This window comes from Pseudomonas sp. IT-P395 (genome assembly GCF_949767675.1).
Taxonomy (GTDB): Bacteria; Pseudomonadota; Gammaproteobacteria; order Pseudomonadales; family Pseudomonadaceae; genus Aquipseudomonas.
This window is the reverse complement of record NZ_CATKPW010000010.1, coordinates 36,961-55,499: the sequence shown is the minus strand read 5'-3', so window position 1 is coordinate 55,499 and position 18,539 is coordinate 36,961. Positions and strand designations below refer to the sequence as shown.

Sequence of the window (18,539 nt, the reverse complement as noted above, 5' to 3'; positions counted from 1 at the left end):
GCAAAAAAACCATCACGGGAATTGCGCACGGCTTGCACTAGACTCAAGCCAAAGCGCGGCCCCTTTCGGCCGGCCAGGAGGCGAGCATGAATAGACTGTGGCGATTGAGCCTTGGCGGGCTGTTGTTGATGGCGCTGTCGAGCGCTTATGCCGAACAGCCGTTGGGCTGTGTCGAGGTGACGGTCGGCGGTTACAAGGCGCCGAATTACGACTGTTTGAGCCAGCAGATGGGTAACAACCCGGAAGGCGCAGCGGCGGCGCAGAAGAATCAGGAAGCGCTGAATGTGCCGGTGAACAAACGGCCACCGAATCAGGTTGGCCTCGCGACACCGGCGGCGACCAGTACGCGTATGGGCAATACCTTTGGCACATCAGTAAAACCACAACGCCCACCGCAATGACACCCCACCGATCGTTCCCACGCTCCGCGTGGGAATGCAGCCCGGGACGCTCCGCGTCCCATCCGGAGCCGAACGCAGAGCGTCCGTTGAGGCATTCCCACGCAGAGCGTGGGAACGATCAGGGCAGGCTCATTCGCTGGGGGTTTGGCGGAAACTCACGGCCAAACGATTCCAGCTGTTGATGGTGGTGACGGCCATGGTCAGGTCGACTAGTTCCCCTTCGCTGAATTGCTCACGGGCCTGCTGATACACCTCATCAGGCACACGACTCTCGGCTAACAACGTCACCGCCTCGGCCCACGCCAGCGCCGCACGCTCACGCGGGTTGAAGAAGTTGCTGTCGCGCCACACCGCAATCGCATACAAACGCCGATCACTCTCCCCGGCCCGTCGTGCATCCACCGAGTGCATGTCGGTGCAGAAGGCGCAGCCGTTGAGCTGCGAGGCACGGATCCGGATCAGTTGCAGCAACGGCTGTTCGATACTGAGGTTGGCAGTCAGCGCCTCCATGGCAATCATCGCTTTCATCGCCTTGGGCGAAGCGTTGTAGTAATCCAGGCGCGGGGACATGGCGGTTCTCGGTAGACGGAATAATGAGTTCACCGTAAACGCCGACAGCCATGCATTACAGCCCCAATTGCACGGAAAACCGCTACACCACTGCCCCCTGCCTTTACGCGCTGATCGTTCCCACGCTCCGCGTGGGAACGATCAAAGATCGCAGCCTTCGGCAGCTCCTACAGGGATTGGGGCCAATTTCGGGTTTTTCGGGTAGGCAACTATTGCCGGTCCCGCAACAGCGGTAATCTGGCGGGCACGCCAAATAGCCTCGGGAGCCTCGTCGGTATGGAACTTCACGTCGTGATCAACGGCCGCAAGGATCTTGCCGGTCAGTTGTATCAGCAGTTGCGCGGCGCCATTGAATCCGGGCGTCTGGCCGCTGGCACGCAGTTGCCGCCCAGCCGTCTGCTCGCCGAGCAACTGGGCATCTCACGCAAGACCATTTCCGACACCTACGCACAACTGACCTACGAAAACTTCCTCACCGGAGTGATCGGCAAAGGCACCTACGTCAACGCACGCCCGGCGCAAATCCAGCGCATGCAAAGCCACAGCGAACTGGCCAGTGCCGAGGTGATCGAGAGCTGGCGCAATCTGCCGGTGTTCCTGCGCCATCCGACACTGGAAGGCTCGCTGCGTTACGACTTCATCGGTGGCGCGACCAGCAAGGGCCAGTTCCCGCAGGATGACTGGCGCCGCTGCGTCGCCCATGCGATGCGCCAGATGAGCCAGTCCAAAGGCTTCTACAGCGTGGCCGAAGGCCTGCCGGCGCTGCGCAATGCGATTGCCCGGCACATCGCGTTTTCCCGCGGGATCAACTGTCAGGACGAAGACATCGTCGTGTGCAACGGCGCGCAACAGGCGCTGGACCTGATCACCCGTGTGCTGATCAGCCCCGGCAGTCTGGTGGCGATGGAAGATCCCGGTTATCCGCCTGCGCGCCTGTTGTTCGGCACCCATGGCGCCGAGGTGGTCGGCGTGCCGGTGGACGCCGAGGGCATTCAGGTCGAGCACATTCCCGATGGCACGCGCCTCATCTATGTCACGCCGTCGCACCAGTTTCCGTTGGGCATGCCGATGAGTCAGGCGCGCCGTGCAGCCTTGCTGGCCCGTGCCCATGAGCTGGGCGCGATCATCATCGAGGACGACTATGACAGTGAGTTCCGCTACGAGGGGCGGCCCACCGATTCGCTGTTCAATCTCGACCAGCGCGGCATCGTCGCCTACGTCGGCACCTTCTCGAAAACCCTGCTGCCGGAGTTGCGTCTGGGTTATGCGATTCTGCCGCCGGCGATTCTCGAAGCGGTGATCCGCGCCAAGCAGCTCACCGATCTGCACGCCTCGACCCTGCCGCAATGGGCGCTGGCCAAGTTCATCGCCGAGGGTTGCCTGCTCAAGCATATCCGCCGTTGTCATGCGATTTATGCGCAGCGCCGCGAGCGGATTCTCGCGCGCATGGCCACCGATCTGGCGCCATGGCTGGAGGCGGTGCCGGCCAGCGCCGGGTTCCATATGGCAGTGTTCTGCAAGGTGCCGATCGACCTGCCGCTGGTGATCGAATTGGCGAAAAAAGTTGAAGTCGGGCTGTACTCGATCAATGGTTTTTATCATCAGCAACCGGCGAAGAACGGCCTGTACTTCGGCTTCGGCGCCATCGAAACCCTCGACATCGACGTTGCACTGGATCGCCTGCGCGACATTCTCCAGCAGGTCGCCTGAGCGATTGGCCTAAAGATTTAACCGCCGATTGGTTATTGGTGTTCCGGGGGTGCAGGCCTATCCTGCACAGGCGTTATCCCTCAATGAGCAGGATTCGTCCGGCCTGATTCAGGAGTGTGAGCAATGTCCAACGAAGTGATCAATACGGTCCAGGTGCAAGCTGCCGCCGGCCGCTCGGATGAACTGGGCAGGCAACTGCAGAGGATCGTCGAAACCCTGCGCGAAACCCCGGGCTGCGATTCCTACCTGGTCGACCGCTGCCCCGAGGACAGCCACCGCTGGACGGTCAGTGCCCGCTGGCAATCGGAAGCGGCGATGCAAGCGCATTTCAACCGGCCCGAAGCGCAGGGGTTTATTGACTTGATCGATAGTCGGCTGGCCAATAGCGTGGATTTCAACAGTTTTCCTATCGTCTGATCTGACGCTATCGCTGGCAAGCCAGCTCCCACAGGGTTCAGCGTCGTTCGATAATTTAATGAACGACACAAAACCTGTGGGAGCTGGCTTGCCAGCGATGGCGTACTCAAACACGCTGAATAACCGCAGATTGGTCACCTGATCTTCCCGAATATTGGCCGTTTGAATGCGCCACCCTGCGGACTACTGTGATTGCACCCCCAGCCATCACAGGTAACCCGCCATGAAAGCCCTGCCCTTGCTCGCCGCTGCGCTCACCTTCAGCCTCTGCACGCCAGCAGCCTTCGCTCACGATCCCTCGGAAAAAGTCACCGTCCTCCAAGACCAAATGCTGAAAAACGCCCCCGGCAAAAAAGCCATGATGATCGAAGTCGACTACAAACCCGGCCAGTCCTCCATCGCCCATAAACACGAGGGCACCGCGATGGCCTACGTACTCGAAGGCGAGGTGATTTCCCAGGTGAAGGGCGAACAGGCGATCACCTACAAGAAGGGTCAGTTCTGGTACGAACCGGCCGGTTCCGAACATCTGGTGTCGAAAAACGCCAGCAAAACCAAACCTGCCAAGTTGCTTGTGTTCATGGTGCTGGCCCCGAATGAGCAAGTGCTGATCCCGCTGAAAAACTGATGGCTGTTTAACCAGCCATAAATAAATGGGCGCAAATCGACGATTGGCGCCTTTTTATTTCCCGGGGAAATTAGCTGTTATGGGTTAAAGCAAATCAAACTATTAGTCGTCTTTTATTACAGCAAATTGTCAGGTTGGCGGGTTTAGTCTGAATTAACGGTCGTCCTCAACGACTTTTAAAACTTTCCGACTGATGTTGTTTCACGGGAGAAACACCATGAAACTTGCGTTCACCAGTGTGCTGGCGATATCGGTTTTAACGCTGTCAGCCTGTTCGGTACCCACCGCGCCTCAAGCAGTTTCCTCACTGGACACCCTGCTCCCCCATCCCACCGGCCGCAGCAGCGCCACTCAGGTAAAAAGCGGTCCCGGCGTGTCGCTCGGTGTGATCTTCAGTCCAAGCACCCAGACCAACCGCGAGTACCTGCGCGACTATCAAGCCAACGCCGGCACCGGTTTCGGCCAGAGCCTGCTGGTGCAGCCGATCCACGACGCCTACGTCGCCAGCTCGAAACCGGACATGGCGGTGGAGTGGGTTAACGCATCCTTGCAACGTCAGTTCGGCTCAGTGACGGTGTATCCGGACATGCAGAGCCTGCGTGCGGCCAAGCCGGATGTGGTGGCAATCGTCGACACCCACAGCCAGTTGATCACTTCACGCAGTTCCGACATCAAAGCGGATGTCAGTGCTGATTTTTATGATGCGCAGTTGAATTACATCGGTACGGCGAAAGGTTCGGATGCGCGGGAGTTGACCCCGGTGTGGGCGGACTTCAAGCGATCGGAAGAGATTGTGGCGGATATTAATCAGCAGCAGGATGTGCAAGTTCGGGCGTTGCAGAAGTTTGACCAGTCGCTCAACAATTTAGTCGCGCGGCCTGCGGATAAAGTGTCGATGCTTGATAATAAACAGGATAAAAACTTGTATTGAATGTAAGGGCCTCATCGCTGGCAAGCCAGCTCCCACAGGTATCGTGGTGCACCCGATCCTTGTGGGAGCTGGCTTGCCAGCGATGAGGTCATAACAGCCAGAAAAAATTCAGGCATAAAAAAGCCCCGGCATCTCACGACACCGGAACTTTTTCATTCAACCACTACTTACGCCAGTTCAAGCTCGGCATTCGCAGCAACCGCAGGCACGACCGCTTGCCCGCTCAACGCCAAATCCAGCAACTCACGGTTAGCCACTGCATACATGGCGTAGTCCGTGCCGCTTGCCGCGCGGATTTCCACCAGCATGGCGCGCCAGCGCGAGATCATGCTTTCGTGCTGTTCCATCCACAGCGCCAGACGTGCTTCCACGTCCAGTGTGCCGTCGCCTTGTTGCAGGACGGAGATGGTGATCGCCCGTTGCTGCCAGTCGACGTCATCACGGAACGCTTCACGGGCCAGGGCTTGCCAGTTGTTTTCAACCGGCAGTGCGCTGATCTGTTGCAGGTACCAGGTGATGTCCAGCGCACTGCCCACGGCGAAGTAAGCCTTGGCCACTTCAGCAGGGTTCTGGCCAGTCACGTCGGACGCTTCGATGATCGGCAGCAAGGTGTACAGGTGCGAGGTGCCCGCTACCATACGCGCCAGCAATTCCGGTACACCAGCTTCGACGTACGCCTGATAACGTGCCTGCCAGTTTTCACGGATTTCGCCGCTCAGCAGTTCGTCGAGTTTCAGGCCCAGCTCTTTCAGGTGCGGACCGAAGTGTGCAACGTCACGGGCAGCGTTCTGCTCGTTGCGACGGGCACGCAGGAACCAGCGCGTAGCGCGACGGCCCAGACGCATCAGCTCGTCCATCAGCTCCAGCTGCACATCAGCGCTGACTTGGTAGTCCAGCGCTTCGATCTGACGGAACCAGTGCGGGAGGTGGAAGATGTCGCGCACGATCACGTAAGCACCGGCCACGTTCGCCGGGCTCATGCCGGTCGACTCTTTGAGTCGTTGAACGAAGGTGATGCCCATGTGGTTGACCAGGTCGTTGGCGATCTGGGTGCTGACGATCTCGCGCTTCAGACGGTGACGACGCATGGCTTCGGAGAACTTGCTGACCAGGGTCGGCGGGAACGCCGTTTCCATGTCGCGGGTCAGGTAATCGTCGTCCGGTACCAGCGAGCCCAACAGCTGCTCTTTGAGGTCGATCTTGCTGTACGAGATCAGCACCGACAGCTCAGGACGGGTCAGACCGTGGCCTTCAGCAATACGCTCGGCCAGTTGCTCTTCGGTCGGCAGGAACTCGATGGCACGGTCCAGCTTGCCACGGCCTTCCAGATCGCTCATCAGACGCTTGTACTCAGCGATGCGCGCATAAGCGCGACGGGCCGCCAGGGACAGGGCCTGAGTCTGCTTGTAGTTGTTGCCCAGCACCAGATTGCCGACTTCGTCGGTCATGCTCGCCAGCAACTGGTTGCGTTGCTTGTCGGTCATGTCACCGGCCTGAACCACTTCGTTCAGCAGGATCTTGATGTTCACTTCGTGGTCGGAGCAGTCGACGCCACCGGCGTTGTCGATGAAGTCGGTGTTGGAACCGCCGCCATTCAGACCGAACTCCACACGACCCAGTTGGGTCATGCCGAGGTTACCGCCCTCGCCCACGACTTTGCAGCGCAGTTCGTTACCGTTGACGCGCAGTGCATCGTTGGCCTTGTCGCCGACATCGGCGTGGCTTTCAGTGCTGGCTTTGACGTAAGTACCGATACCGCCGTTCCACAGCAGATCCACCGGTGCCTTGAGCAAGGCGTTCAGCAGTTCGGTCGGGGTCAGTTTGTCAGCCTTGATGTCGAAGCGTTCCTGCATCTGCGGGGAGATCGCGATGCTCTTCGCGCTGCGCGAGAAGATACCGCCACCTTCGGACATGATGCTGGTGTCGTAGTCGGTCCAGGCCGAACGCGGCAGGTCGAACATGCGCTGACGCTCGACGAAGCTGGTCGCCGGGTTCGGGTTCGGGTCGATGAAGATGTGCATGTGGTTGAAGGCAGCGACCAGTTGCAGCTTGTCGGACATCAACAGACCGTTACCGAACACGTCACCGGCCATGTCGCCGACGCCGACCACAGTGATGCTGTCTTCCTGAACATTGATGCCGCGCTCACGGAAGTGACGCTGTACGCCAACCCACGCGCCTTTGGCGGTAATGCCCATTTTCTTGTGGTCGTAACCGGCCGAACCACCGGACGCAAACGCGTCACCCAGCCAGAAGCCGTAGTCGATGGCGATGCCGTTGGCGATGTCGGAGAAGGTCGCAGTGCCCTTGTCCGCCGCGACTACCAGGTACGGGTCGTCATCGTCGTGGCGAACCACGTTCAATGGCGGCACCAGTGCGCCGTCTTTCAGGTTGTCGGTGATGTCCAACAAACCGGAGATGAAGATGCGGTAGCAGGCGATGCCCTCGGCCGCGATCTCGTCACGGCTGCCGCCCAGTGGCAGGCGACGCGGCAGGAAGCCGCCCTTCGCGCCCACCGGCACGATGACCGAGTTCTTCACTTGTTGAGCTTTAACCAGACCAAGGACTTCGGTACGGAAGTCTTCTTCACGGTCGGACCAGCGCAGACCACCACGAGCGACGTTACCGAAGCGCAGGTGCACGCCTTCAACGCGTGGCGAGTAAACGAAGATTTCGAACTTCGGCACTGGCTTCGGCAGTTCAGGGATCGCGTGCGGGTTGAACTTGAAGCTGAAGTACGACTTGTTCTGGCCGTTGGCGTCAGTCTGATAGAAGTTGGTACGCAGAGTCGCTTTGATCAGGTCGAGGTAACGACGCAGGATGCGGTCTTCGTTGAGCACCTGGACGTCGTCCAGTGCGGTCAGAATCGCTTGTTCCAGACGCAGTTGCTTGTCTTCCAGATCGTCGCTGCCGAGTTTGCGCGCCAGATAGAAGCGGGTCTTGAACAACCGGGTCAGCTCGCGAGCGATGTCGGTGTGGTTGTTCAGGGTGCTGGCGATGTAACCCAGATCGAAGCCCAAACGAATCTGCTTCAGGTAACGCGCGTAGGCACGCAGCAGCGCGACGTCGCGCCATGGCAGGCCGGCGGTCAGTACCAGACGGTTGAACGCATCGTTTTCGGCATCGCCACGGACGATGTGGACGAAGGCGTCCTGCAGGGTGTCGTTGAGTTGCTGGATGTCGAGGTCCAGGCCTTCCGCGGCAGTGAACGCGAAGTCGTGAATCCAGAACTCGCGGCCATTGGTGTGACGCAGACGGTACGGGAATTCACCCAGTACGCGCAGGCCGAGGTTTTCCAGAATCGGCAAGACGTCGGACAGCGCCAGCGGCGTGTCGGCGTGGTACAGCTTGCAATGCAGCTCGCGCTGGCCGGAGACCTGACCGAGCGGCTGATAGAAGCTCATCACCAACGGATTTTTTTCGTTGAGGCTCAGCAGGTGCTGCATGTCGACCACGGCCGAATGCGCGGCAAAACGCTCGCGGTAGCCGGCCGGGAAGCCTTTCGGGAAGTCGGCCAGCACGTTGGTGCCGTGGGCTTCGCCGAAGCTCTCGACGGTCAGAGCGGCGTAATCATCCTGCCAGCTGCGGCAGGCTTGCACGACTTCTTTTTCCAGCAACACCGGGTCGATGTCGAGACGGTTTTTCGGGTCGACACGCAGGATCAACTGCACGCGCGCCAGTACCGACTCGGAGAAGAATGTCCAGAATTCGCAATCGGAAGCCTTCAGGCGCTCCATCAATACTTGCTGGATCTTCTGGCGAACTTCGGTGGAATAGATGTCGCGCGGCACGTAGGCCAGGCAGTAGCAGAAACGACCGTACGGGTCTTTGCGCAGGAACACGCGAATCTTGTTGCGTTCCTGGATCTGCACGATCGACATGACGGTGGTGAACAGTTCGTCGACCGGGGTCTGGAACAGGTCATCACGCGGCAGTACTTCAAGCACCTGCGCCAGTTCCTTGCCCAGGTGAGCCTTGGACTGGAAGCCGGAGCGGGTTTCGATTTCTTCGACCTTGCGGCGGATGAACGGGATGACCCGCACGCTCTCGCCATACACCGAGGAGGTGTACAGGCCCATGAAGCGGTGTTCCTTGATGACTTTGCCGTCAGCGTCGATTTCACGGATCGACACGTAGTCCGGGTACGCCGGACGGTGGACACGGCTTGGGTGCGCAGCCTTGGCGAACGACAGCAAGGTCGGTTCGCGCAGGTAGGCAACGGCGTAGTCTTCGATGCGCAGGTCTTCGTAGGTCAGGCCGGTGCGCAGCAGTTTGGTCAGGCCGAGGAAGGAGTTCTGGTCGTACTCGATGTGGCCGCCATCGGCCTGATCGGTGACCACGAATTCTTCGTAGCCGAGGAAGGTGAAGTGGTTGCCCACCAGCCATTCCAGGAAGCTTTTGATTTCGTTCTTTTCGTCGGCATCGACGGCGAAGGCGCTGTTGTCGAGCTTGGTGAGGATTTCCTGCACCTTGGCTTTCATCGGCTCGAAATCGGCGACCGCAACGCGGACTTCACCGAGAACCTGTTCCAGCTCCTTGCTCAGCACATTCAGTTCGGCCGCGTTGGCGCAGCGGTCGATTTCCAGGTACATCAGCGATTCGTGCAGAACGCCTTCGCCGGTGCTGCCTTTTGGCAGGATTTCCAGCAGCTCGCCCTTGCTGCCACGACGCACGCTGAGCACGGTGGTTTGCAGGGTGTGGATGCTGTAGCCGCGGCGGTTCAGCTCGGTGCGGACCGAGTCGACCAGAAATGGCAGGTCATGGTGCAGGACTTCGACCGCTGTGTGGGTCGACTGCCAGCCATGACGCTCGTAATCAGGGTTGTAGACGCGCACTTGCGGTTGCGCGTGATCGAAGCGCTCAAGCAGGCGCCACGCAGAAAGAGTACAGCCAGCGAGGTCGGAGAGGCGACGTTGAGTCAGCTCGTCCAGGGAAATGATGCCGAAGAATTGTTCAGCGAACAGCGCCACTTGTGGCAGTGCCTGTTCACTGATGTGCTGCGCCAGTGCCGCTTGCAGTTGGTGCTGGAAGTCGGCTTTGCTGGCTGCGGTGAAGAACGCCATCTGTGGTACTCCGCTTAAGCTTGTTATTGATGGAAAGCGTCGCGTGCAACACCCCTTTCGGGGCTTGTGTCGCCCTGTTCCTGATTCTCGGGCAGAGGAAACAGGGGGACAGGTGGGTGAAGCTGGACGGGACACTCAGGTCACATTCACCTTCCATAGAATGAGCATCTGCAAAAGCGACTGCCAGCGGTGCCGACAATGCCTTTACGGGTGCTCATCCGTTGCGCAGCTTAAAGGGTGCGACAATGTGTCTGCTTGCGGTGCTGCGACATATTCGGTCATTGGCACGTAAACCGAGGGTTTGGCACCGGTAAACACTAGCACTCGTGGCGCAAAACGCTGGTCTGAATGCCCGTTTTTACGGTACATGCGTGCCAGAAATGACCATTGACCCACGTCGCGTTCACGACACATCCTCTGACACTCTCACATGCAGAAATTCCCGAGGACTGGCAGAATCGCGCCCATTAGCGACCGACACGCCCTTTGAGGCAGGAATTGACCATGCAAATGACCACCGCCCTACTGATCGTCAACCCGTGCGATGACGAAGAAGACAACATGGCCATGCTCTGCTGCCACAGCGACAAGGGCGACATGTTCCTGATGAGCCGCTACCCGGATGAAGATGAGCTGGAGATCACCCTGGATGGCGAGCCTTCGACCCTCGACGGTGTGAAAGTCACCCTGACTTCGACGCTGCTGAAGATCGAGATTGCGGCGGCGGATGCCGATGCGTTGAATGGGGATGATGTGCTGGAGATCAGCTTTAACCCGGATATGGTGGATCTGGATGAGGTTGTCGAGACCTTGACGAACATCCTTGACGGGACGGGTACCTTCATTAACGAAGTTTGATGGCGTCCAGACTGGCCCCATCGCTGGCAAGCCAGCTCCGACAGTGATCGATGTGTTGCACAATTCGCATGCACAACGCTGAACCTGTGGGAGCTGGCTTGCCAGCGATGAGGCCAGAACAGCCACCTCAACACTCCCCCACTACAAAAACCCAACAATTCCCCCAGTCATTTCCCGCACTTTGCGCAAAATGCCGTTAGTCGCCACCCCCCGCGATGGATTAAAGTAACGCCCCCAGCCCCGGCGTTATCCGAACGCCTGTGGCCACCCCTTTCCAGGAACAGTCACCGATGGAACATCGTGAAGCGCTGCTGGCGCTGCGAACCTTTCTTTCAACGCAGATTCTCGGCCAGGAAAAACTCATCGAGCGTTTGCTCATCGCCCTGCTCGCCGATGGCCACATGCTGGTCGAGGGCGCTCCGGGTCTGGCCAAGACCAAAGCGATCAAAGAACTCGCCGAGGGCATCGAAGCCCAGTTCCATCGCATTCAGTTCACCCCGGATCTGCTGCCGGCCGACATCACCGGCACCGAGATCTATCGCCCGGAAACCGGTAGTTTCGTGTTCCAGCAAGGGCCGATCTTCCACAACCTGGTGTTGGCGGACGAAATCAACCGTGCCCCGGCCAAGGTGCAATCGGCGCTGCTCGAAGCCATGGCCGAGCGTCAAGTCAGTGTCGGCCGCAGCACTTATGAGCTGTCGCCGCTGTTTCTGGTGATGGCCACACAGAACCCGATCGAGCAGGAAGGCACTTACCCGCTGCCGGAAGCGCAACTCGACCGTTTCCTGATGCACGTGAAAATCGGTTTCCCGGACGCCGCCGTCGAACGTCGCATCCTCCAGCAGGCCCGTGGCGAAGCGTTGAACGGTGAAACCAAGCCCGAGCGCCGCGTCAGCCAACAGGCGATCTTTGCTGCACGCAAGGAAATCCTCGGTCTGTACATGGCCGACGCCGTGGAGGAATACCTCGTGCAACTGGTCATGGCCACGCGCAACCCGGCCAAGTTCGACCCGGAAATGGCCGAGTGGATCGCCTATGGCGCCAGCCCGCGTGGCTCGATTGCCCTTGACCGCTGCGCCCGCGCCCACGCCTGGCTGGCCGGTCGCGACTTCGTCAGCCCGGAAGACATTCAAGCGGTGCTGTTCGATGTGTTGCGTCACCGCATCATCCTGTCGTTTGAAGCCGAAGCCGCCGGCATCGATCAGGATCGGGTGGTGCAGCGGATTCTCGACGTCGTAGCTGTCGCTTGACCCCCATGAACGCCTCCCTGCCGTCCGAACCGGGCATCCGCGTCAGCCTCGCCGAGCTGATCGAGATGCGTCACCGAGTGCGTGAGGTGCAGCTGTTTTCCACGCCGAGTCAGCGCAGCCCGCTGATCGGCCTGCATCACTCGAAATTCCGTGGCCGTGGCGTCGACTTCGATCAGGTGCGGGTCTATCAGGCCGGCGACGACGTGCGCACCATCGACTGGCGCGTTACCGCACGCACGCAAGAGCCGCACACCAAGCTGTTCCATGAAGAACGCGAACGGCCGATTTTCATCATGGTCGAGCAAAGCACACGGCTGTTTTTCGGCTCGGGGCTGATGTTCAAATCGGTCCTCGCGGCGCAAGTCGCGGCACTGATTGGCTGGGCCGCGCTTGGTCACAATGACCGGGTTGGCGGACTGGTGTTCGGCGACAACGAGCACTACGAAATCAAGCCACGGCGCAGCAAACAGAGCCTGCTGCAATTGCTCAACCGTCTGGTCAAGGTCAACCAGTCGCTGCACAGCGAGCGTGAGCCGGATCGCGATGCGTTTGGCGTGGCCTTGCGCCGTGCCCGTGAAGTGTTGCGTCCAGGCAGCCTGGCCATCGTGATTTGCGATGAACGCGCCTTGTCCGACAGCGCCGAACAACAGCTCAGCCTCTTATCGCGTCATTGCGACCTGTTGATGTTACCGATTTCCGATCCGCTGGATCATGCCCTGCCCGCCGCCGGGCTGTTGCGCTTCGCACAACGCGGCGCGCAACTGGAACTCGACACGTTGAACTTCGAGCTGCGCCAGACCTATCGCGCCCAGGCCGAAGCACGCATCGCGCGCTGGGAATTGCTCGCGCAAAAGCTGCGGGTGCTGTTGATGCCGCTGAGCACGCAAAGTGAAATGGTCGAGCAGATGCGCGAATTCCTCAATCCGCAGCGTCCGGGGAAAGGTCGATGAACGGCCTCGAACAACTGCAACCGCTGATCTCGCCGCCACCGATTGCCTTCTGGCCGCCGGCGCCGGGCTGGTGGCTGCTCCTGTTGTTATTGCCGCTGCTCGGTTTCGCCGTGTGGAAGCTGCGCCGTTTCATTCCGATGAAAAAACGCCCGATCGTCCGTGCCGAGCAGCCGCTCGACCCGGTGCGCGTCGCCGCCCTCGCTGAACTCGCACAAATGCCCAAACCCTACGACGGCGCCCCGGCCGGTGCCTGGCTGCAGCAACTCAACGGCCTGCTCAAACGCCTGTGCCGCAACCACTACCCCTACAGCCAGAGCCACACCCTCAACGGGCGTAAATGGCTGGCCTTTCTCGACAACCGTTGTCCGGCGGCCGGTCTGACGCGCTGGATGGTGCTGGTCGAAGGCGCGTACAAACCGGAATGCAAACTCGACGACAAAGCCATCGCCGGCCTGACCCAGGCTGTCGACACGTGGATTCGCAAACATGTTTGAGTTCGCCTGGCCGTGGATCTTCGTGCTGGTGCCGCTGCCGTGGCTGATGCGTCTGGTGCTGCCAGTGGCGGACAGTGGCGAGCCAGCCTTGAAAGTGAGTTTTCTTGCCGATCTGGAAGGCCTCGCCCGCCGCCGCGCCCGCGCCAACCTGCCGGCGTGGCGCCAGCAAGCACCGTTCATGCTGTTGTGGCTGTTGCTATTGACCGCCGCCGCCCGCCCGCAATGGCTCGGCGAACCACTGCCGATTGCTGCCAGCGGGCGTGATCTGCTGGTAGCGGTGGACGTGTCCGGCTCGATGGATTTCCCCGATATGCAATGGCAGGACGAAGAGGTCAGTCGCCTGACGCTGGTGCAGCATCTGCTCGGTGATTTCCTTGAAAGCCGCGATGGCGACCGTGTCGGCCTGATCCTGTTCGGCAGTCAGGCTTATCTGCAAGCGCCGCTGACGTTTGATCGCCACACCGTGCGCGTCTGGCTCGACGAAGCGCGCATCGGTATTGCCGGCAAGAACACCGCCATCGGTGATGCCATCGGTCTGGCACTGAAACGCCTGCGCATGCGCCCGGCGCAAAGTCGCGTACTGATTCTGGTCACTGATGGCGCCAACAATGGCGGCGAAATCGACCCGCTGACGGCGGCAAAACTGGCCGCCAGCGAAGGCGTAAAAATTTACCCGATCGGCATTGGCGCCAATCCCGAGGACAGCGGCTCGACCGGTCTGCTGGGCGTCAATCCGAGCCTGGACCTCGACGAGCCGGCGCTCAAAGCCATCGCCGAAGTCACCGGCGGCCAGTATTTCCGCGCCCACGATGGCAAAGAACTGCAAGCCATCAAAGACACCCTCGATCAACTCGAACCAGTGACTCAACAACCGACCCAGGCCCGCCCGGCACAAGCCCTGTACCACTGGCCTTTGGCGCTGGCGTTATGGTTGAGCCTGTTGCTGGTCGCCCGTGAATTGTGGCCGGACAACCCGCTGCAACGCCTGTTCACCAAGGAACTGTATCTGCAAAGTCCACTGCCTGACTGGCGCGAGCGCCTCAAGCGCCTGCGTCTGCGGAGGCGCCGATGATTGCGCTCTGGCCGCACTGGTTCCGTCCGTGGTGGTTGCTGTTGCTGCCGCTGCTCGGCTGGCTGATCTGGCAACTCTGGCACCGGCAGAAACGCGCCGGGCGCTGGCAGATGATTTTGCCGCCGGCCTTTCATGCCACCCTGCTCAGTGGCGGCAGTGGTCGCGACAGCAAACTGCCGTGGATCGCCCTTGGCGTGGCGTGGTTGCTGACGATTCTGGCGCTGCTCGGGCCGAGTTGGGAGCGCGTCGAACAGACCAGCCAGAAGCCCGCTGATCCCTTGGTGGTGGTGCTGGAACTGACCCCGGAAATGCTCGCCACCGACTCGCCGCCGACGCGACTGGAACAGGCGCGGCGCAAGCTCTTCGACCTGTTGCAGGCGCGCAGCGATGCGCAGACCGCCATCGTCGTCTACGCCGGCAGCGCGCACACGCTGGTGCCGCTGTCGGATGACCTGGCGACCAGTCGCAATCTGCTCGATGCGCTCAAGCCATCGTTAATGCCAGAAAGCGGCCATCGCGCCGATCTGGCCGTGAGTAAAGCGCTGGCCCTGCTGAAACAGGGCGCGCTCGGTCAGGGGCGAATTCTGCTGATCGGCTCGTCATTGAACGAAGAGGAGCGCCAGGGCATTCGGCGTGCCCTCAACGGTGAGTCGGCACAACTGTTGATGCTCGGCATCGGCACCGCTGAAGGCGCGCCGATTGCTCAGGAGGACGGCAGTTTCCTCAAGGACGAGCAAGGCGCGATTCGCGTACCGCAACTCGACAGTCCGGGCCTGAGCGCATTCCTCAACAGCGTCGGCGGCGAATACCACCCTGCCCGACTCGACGAAGCGGATCTAGGCGCGCTCGGCCTGCTTAACGGTCCACGCAGTCTGCGCGACGATGGCCAGACCGTGCGCCTCGATACTTGGGCCGATCAGGGTTACTGGCTGCTGTTGCCGCTGTTGTTGCTCGCCGCCTGCGCCGGGCGTCGTGGCTGGTTGTTCTGCCTGCCGTTACTGCTGTGTCTGCCGCAGCCGAGCTACGCTTTTGACTTTGAGGATTTGTGGCTGCGCCCCGATCAACAGGGCCTGCACCTGCTCAAACAGAAGCGCCCGGCCGAAGCCGCGCAGCATTTTGACGATCACCAATGGCAAGGGGTGGCGTTGTACGAAGCCGGCGACTACAGTGGCGCCGCCCAGCGCTTTGCCGAAGGCAGCGATGCCCGCGCCCACTACAATCGTGGCAATGCTTTGGCAAAAAGCGGTGAGCTGGAAGCAGCGATCGACGCCTATGAACAGGCCCTGGAGCTGCAACCGGATTTGCGCCCGGCGCAAACCAACAAGGCGCTGGTGGAAAACCTGCTCAAGCAGAAAAACACGCCGCCGCCGGCCGAGCCGGACACCCAGCCGAGCGAACAGCAAAGTCTGCCGGGCGACGAACCAGCGCCCGCGACCACGCCGCCGCCCGCCGTGAACAGTGAAACCCAGAGCCCGTCGCAGCCTGTCGAGTCGGCCAGCGAACCGCCAACGACCACGCCGCCGCAGCCAGGCCCCAACGAAGTGCCGGGCAGCGACGAGGAAGAACAAACGGACACCGTGCCGACGCTGCGCCCGAGCGAAGACAACCTCCAAGGCGAGCAGCGTCAGGCACTGGAGCAATGGCTGGGCAAGATCCCGGATGATCCGGGCGAATTGCTGCGACGCAAATTCTGGTACGAACAGCAACAACATCAGGATCAGGAAAACACTCGATGACCCGCTTCACCGCTCTCTTGCTGCCCCTGCTGCTCTGCACGGCCACCGCCCAGGCGGCCGAGTTGACGGCCAGCGTGGATCGCAGTCGCCTGAACTCCGGCGAGACGGTCGAACTCACCCTCGAAACCAGCGACGTCACCCAGTTCGGCAAACCCGATCTGACCGCGCTGGAGGCATTGTTCGAAGTGCGCGGCACGCGGCAGGTCAACCAGCTCAATACCCTCAATGGCGACAACCGCGCGACCACGCGCTGGATCATCACCCTGCTGCCCAAAGAGAACGGCAGCGTGGTGATCCCGCCGCTGCAACTGGGCGACGCACAGAGCCAGCCGATCACCGTACAAGTGGTCGAAAGCGACACCCGCGAGAACCAGAACAGCCTTGATCCGGTGTTCATCGAAGCCAGCCTCGATCAGTCCAGCGTCTATGTGCAGGCGCAGGCGATCCTGACTTTGCGCATCTACCATTCGGTGTCGCTGTACGACGACAGCAGCCTGACGCCGCTGCAAATCGCCGATGCGCGCATCGAACAACTGGGCGACACGCGCACCTACGAAAAAGACCTCAACGGCGTGCGCCATGGCGTGATCGAAATGCGCTATGCGATCTACCCGCAACACAGCGGTTTGCTGACCATTGCGCCGCAGACCTTCAGCGCCACACTGGTCGACACGCAGCCGTCTCAGGACGCGAATGCGCAGGGGCCGAAGCCGGGCAAACTGATGCGCGTCAGTTCCGCCGAAATCCCCCTGACCGTCAAACCCAAACCCCTGACCTACCCGGTCGACGCGCCGTGGCTGCCCGCACGCAGCCTGAGCCTCAGCGAAAGCTGGAACCCGGAACCGGAACACACTCAGGTCGGCGATTCCCTGACCCGCAGCCTGACGTTGAAAGTCGAAGGCCTGGCCGCCTCGCAATTGCCGGCGCTGCCCGCCACCGACGTCAACGGCCTGCGCCGCTACCCCGACCAACCGGTGCTGAGCAACCAGAGCACTGACCGGGGCATTGTCGGCAGCCGCGAAGAACGCGAAGCGCTGGTGCCGAGCCGCAGCGGCGCCATCGATTTGCCGACGGTGGACGTGGTCTGGTGGAACACCTTTGAAGATCACCTGGAACACAGCAGCCTGCCGGCGCGCACCCTGCAAGTGGCCAATAACCCAAGCCTGCAAGTCGACACCCCGACCGGCAATTTGCAACCGAGCGTCGTCGATAACGATGTGTTGTGGTGGTGGAAACTCAGCACCCTGATCCTCGCCTGCACCACCCTCCTCGGCTTCGGCCTGTGGTGGCGCGCCCGCTGGCAACCAGCGGTACATCGCGCCGCCCAAACCGGCCCGAGCCCCCGCACGTTGATGGACGACATCAAACGGGCGAGCCAGGCGAATGATCCGCAGGCGACGCGGCAGGCGCTGGATGCGTGGGCGCGTCAGCAGCCGGAGACACTGGCGGACATGGCGGCGCGGTTCGTGCCGTTGTCGGATGCGCTGGATGGGTTGAATGGTGCGCTGTACAGCGAGACGGGCCAGCATTGGCAGGGTGAGGATTTGTGGCGGGCGATTCGCACGATTCCGGCGGCGGAACGGGTGCAGGATCCGGTGGGTGATAGCGGGTTACCGCCGCTTTATCCGAAGTAAAAGCAAAAGATCGCAGCCTCCGGCAGCTCCTACAGAGGGTATGTGTAGGAGTTGCCGAAGGCTGCGATCTTTTGATTTTGCTTTAGGGATAAAAGGCTGAAGACAATCGGAATCAATAGTCGAATTTCGTTTTCACTTGTTCGCCTTCGCGATAGGAGAGAACAAATGCCTTCCAGGGCTCACCGCGAGCGACTGCATGCTCGTGTAATTTTTCTACAAGCGCATAGATTTTCGAATGGTTGAAATCAGTTTCAGCGTCCCAGATTTCTGAGCCATTTTTTTCAACGGCGAGGTCTGCCTCCATATAGTTCCCCCCCCATTCAACGCGGTATCGAAAAGCGTCATAACCGTGAACAATTCCGGCCTCAACCAGCTGAAAAATGGCTGTCACAAGTTCAAAATCTTCTGCAATCACTCTTTGACCTCCGGAAATTGATTGTACCAATCATCCCCTCTTTTAAGTGTGCGCGGAAAAGCTCGACACAGTTGGCCTCTACATCCCGTCTACTTCAATCGCCCAATCCCGTGCAACTAATTCACTTCCCTTATATAGGAAGAAAACTGTCCACCACCTTGGTCCACGTGCAGCCGCCCGCACTGCTGGCATCGATAAACCGTAACAGCCCCTTGGTCTATCGCTTCGTAGAATTCGTCTTCAGACAGCCAGCGATTTGACAGCTCATAGCCAATTTCATCTATCTTCTGTTCAGCGACCAGAGACATTTCACACTCGGACGTCCCTTGAGACAGGTTAATGACGTGACCGCATACACAAGCAAATTTTGGCATGGCTACTGAAGTGTCCTTTTTCTGTTCAAGTTTTGC

The 18,539-nt window shown here is 60.3% G+C and carries 15 protein-coding genes; 12 read left to right on the top strand and 3 right to left on the bottom strand.

Translation table 11 applies throughout. The features are described 5' to 3' along the window. The first annotated feature begins 86 nt into the window (after positions 1-86). A complete protein-coding gene (locus tag ACM6IN_RS08290) occupies positions 87-401 on the top strand; it encodes a hypothetical protein (RefSeq protein WP_007913932.1) in 315 nt (104 codons plus the stop codon). Between the two features lie 129 nt (positions 402-530). Here ACM6IN_RS08290 and ACM6IN_RS08285 read toward each other — a convergent pair whose 3' ends face one another. Next, the gene (locus tag ACM6IN_RS08285; protein WP_320336998.1) at positions 531-971 is read right to left on the bottom strand and encodes a carboxymuconolactone decarboxylase family protein; all 441 of its coding nucleotides are present in this window, start codon (positions 969-971) and stop codon (positions 531-533) included. A gap of 276 nt (positions 972-1,247) precedes the next feature. On the opposite strand from ACM6IN_RS08285, the gene ACM6IN_RS08280 reads away from it, so the two are divergent. The 4 genes from ACM6IN_RS08280 to ACM6IN_RS08265 all read left to right on the top strand — a co-directional run bounded on the left by ACM6IN_RS08280 (position 1,248) and on the right by ACM6IN_RS08265 (position 4,657). Next, complete coding sequence (locus tag ACM6IN_RS08280) at positions 1,248-2,681, top strand: PLP-dependent aminotransferase family protein (RefSeq protein ID WP_414915752.1); 1,434 nt, start codon at positions 1,248-1,250, stop codon at positions 2,679-2,681. Between the two features lie 123 nt (positions 2,682-2,804). Next, positions 2,805-3,098, top strand: coding sequence for a putative quinol monooxygenase (locus ACM6IN_RS08275; protein WP_007913929.1), 294 nt, complete (start codon positions 2,805-2,807; stop codon positions 3,096-3,098). A 223-nt stretch (positions 3,099-3,321) separates the two neighbouring features. After that, positions 3,322-3,726: a cupin domain-containing protein gene (locus ACM6IN_RS08270; protein ID WP_414915751.1), complete on the top strand. Its 405-nt coding sequence runs from the start codon at positions 3,322-3,324 to the stop codon at positions 3,724-3,726. 217 nt (positions 3,727-3,943) lie between these two features. Next, complete coding sequence (locus ACM6IN_RS08265; protein ID WP_414915750.1) at positions 3,944-4,657, top strand: ATPase; 714 nt, start codon at positions 3,944-3,946, stop codon at positions 4,655-4,657. Positions 4,658-4,824: 167 nt separating this feature from the next. Here ACM6IN_RS08265 and ACM6IN_RS08260 read toward each other — a convergent pair whose 3' ends face one another. Next, positions 4,825-9,720, bottom strand: a complete 4,896-nt coding sequence (locus ACM6IN_RS08260) for an NAD-glutamate dehydrogenase (protein WP_007913920.1) — start codon at positions 9,718-9,720, stop codon at positions 4,825-4,827. A gap of 504 nt (positions 9,721-10,224) precedes the next feature. Between ACM6IN_RS08260 and ACM6IN_RS08255 the strand changes: the two genes are divergently transcribed. The 7 genes from ACM6IN_RS08255 (at position 10,225) to ACM6IN_RS08225 (ending at position 17,714) form a co-directional block, all read left to right on the top strand. Next, positions 10,225-10,578, top strand: a complete 354-nt coding sequence (locus tag ACM6IN_RS08255; protein ID WP_007913918.1) for a hypothetical protein — start codon at positions 10,225-10,227, stop codon at positions 10,576-10,578. Between the two features lie 290 nt (positions 10,579-10,868). Continuing rightward, complete coding sequence (locus ACM6IN_RS08250) at positions 10,869-11,828, top strand: AAA family ATPase (RefSeq protein ID WP_007913915.1); 960 nt, start codon at positions 10,869-10,871, stop codon at positions 11,826-11,828. A 5-nt stretch (positions 11,829-11,833) separates the two neighbouring features. Continuing rightward, positions 11,834-12,778: a DUF58 domain-containing protein gene (locus tag ACM6IN_RS08245; protein WP_007913913.1), complete on the top strand. Its 945-nt coding sequence runs from the start codon at positions 11,834-11,836 to the stop codon at positions 12,776-12,778. Next, on the top strand, positions 12,775-13,272 hold the full coding sequence (locus ACM6IN_RS08240; protein ID WP_414915749.1) for a DUF4381 domain-containing protein: 498 nt from the start codon (positions 12,775-12,777) through the stop codon (positions 13,270-13,272). The genes ACM6IN_RS08245 and ACM6IN_RS08240 overlap by 4 nt, the downstream gene beginning before the upstream one ends. Beyond that, on the top strand, positions 13,265-14,344 hold the full coding sequence (locus ACM6IN_RS08235; protein ID WP_007950106.1) for a vWA domain-containing protein: 1,080 nt from the start codon (positions 13,265-13,267) through the stop codon (positions 14,342-14,344). The genes ACM6IN_RS08240 and ACM6IN_RS08235 overlap by 8 nt, the downstream gene beginning before the upstream one ends. Next, positions 14,341-16,080, top strand: a complete 1,740-nt coding sequence (locus ACM6IN_RS08230) for a tetratricopeptide repeat protein (RefSeq protein ID WP_007916502.1) — start codon at positions 14,341-14,343, stop codon at positions 16,078-16,080. Before ACM6IN_RS08235 ends, ACM6IN_RS08230 begins: the two co-directional genes overlap by 4 nt. After that, a complete protein-coding gene (locus ACM6IN_RS08225; protein WP_007916503.1) occupies positions 16,077-17,714 on the top strand; it encodes a BatD family protein in 1,638 nt (545 codons plus the stop codon). Before ACM6IN_RS08230 ends, ACM6IN_RS08225 begins: the two co-directional genes overlap by 4 nt. Positions 17,715-17,826: 112 nt before the next feature. Here the strand turns inward: ACM6IN_RS08225 and ACM6IN_RS08220 are convergent, their stop codons facing one another. Further along, positions 17,827-18,129 (bottom strand): hypothetical protein, encoded by a 303-nt coding sequence (locus tag ACM6IN_RS08220; protein WP_007916505.1) that lies wholly within the window; start codon positions 18,127-18,129, stop codon positions 17,827-17,829. Positions 18,130-18,539: the final 410 nt, after the last annotated feature.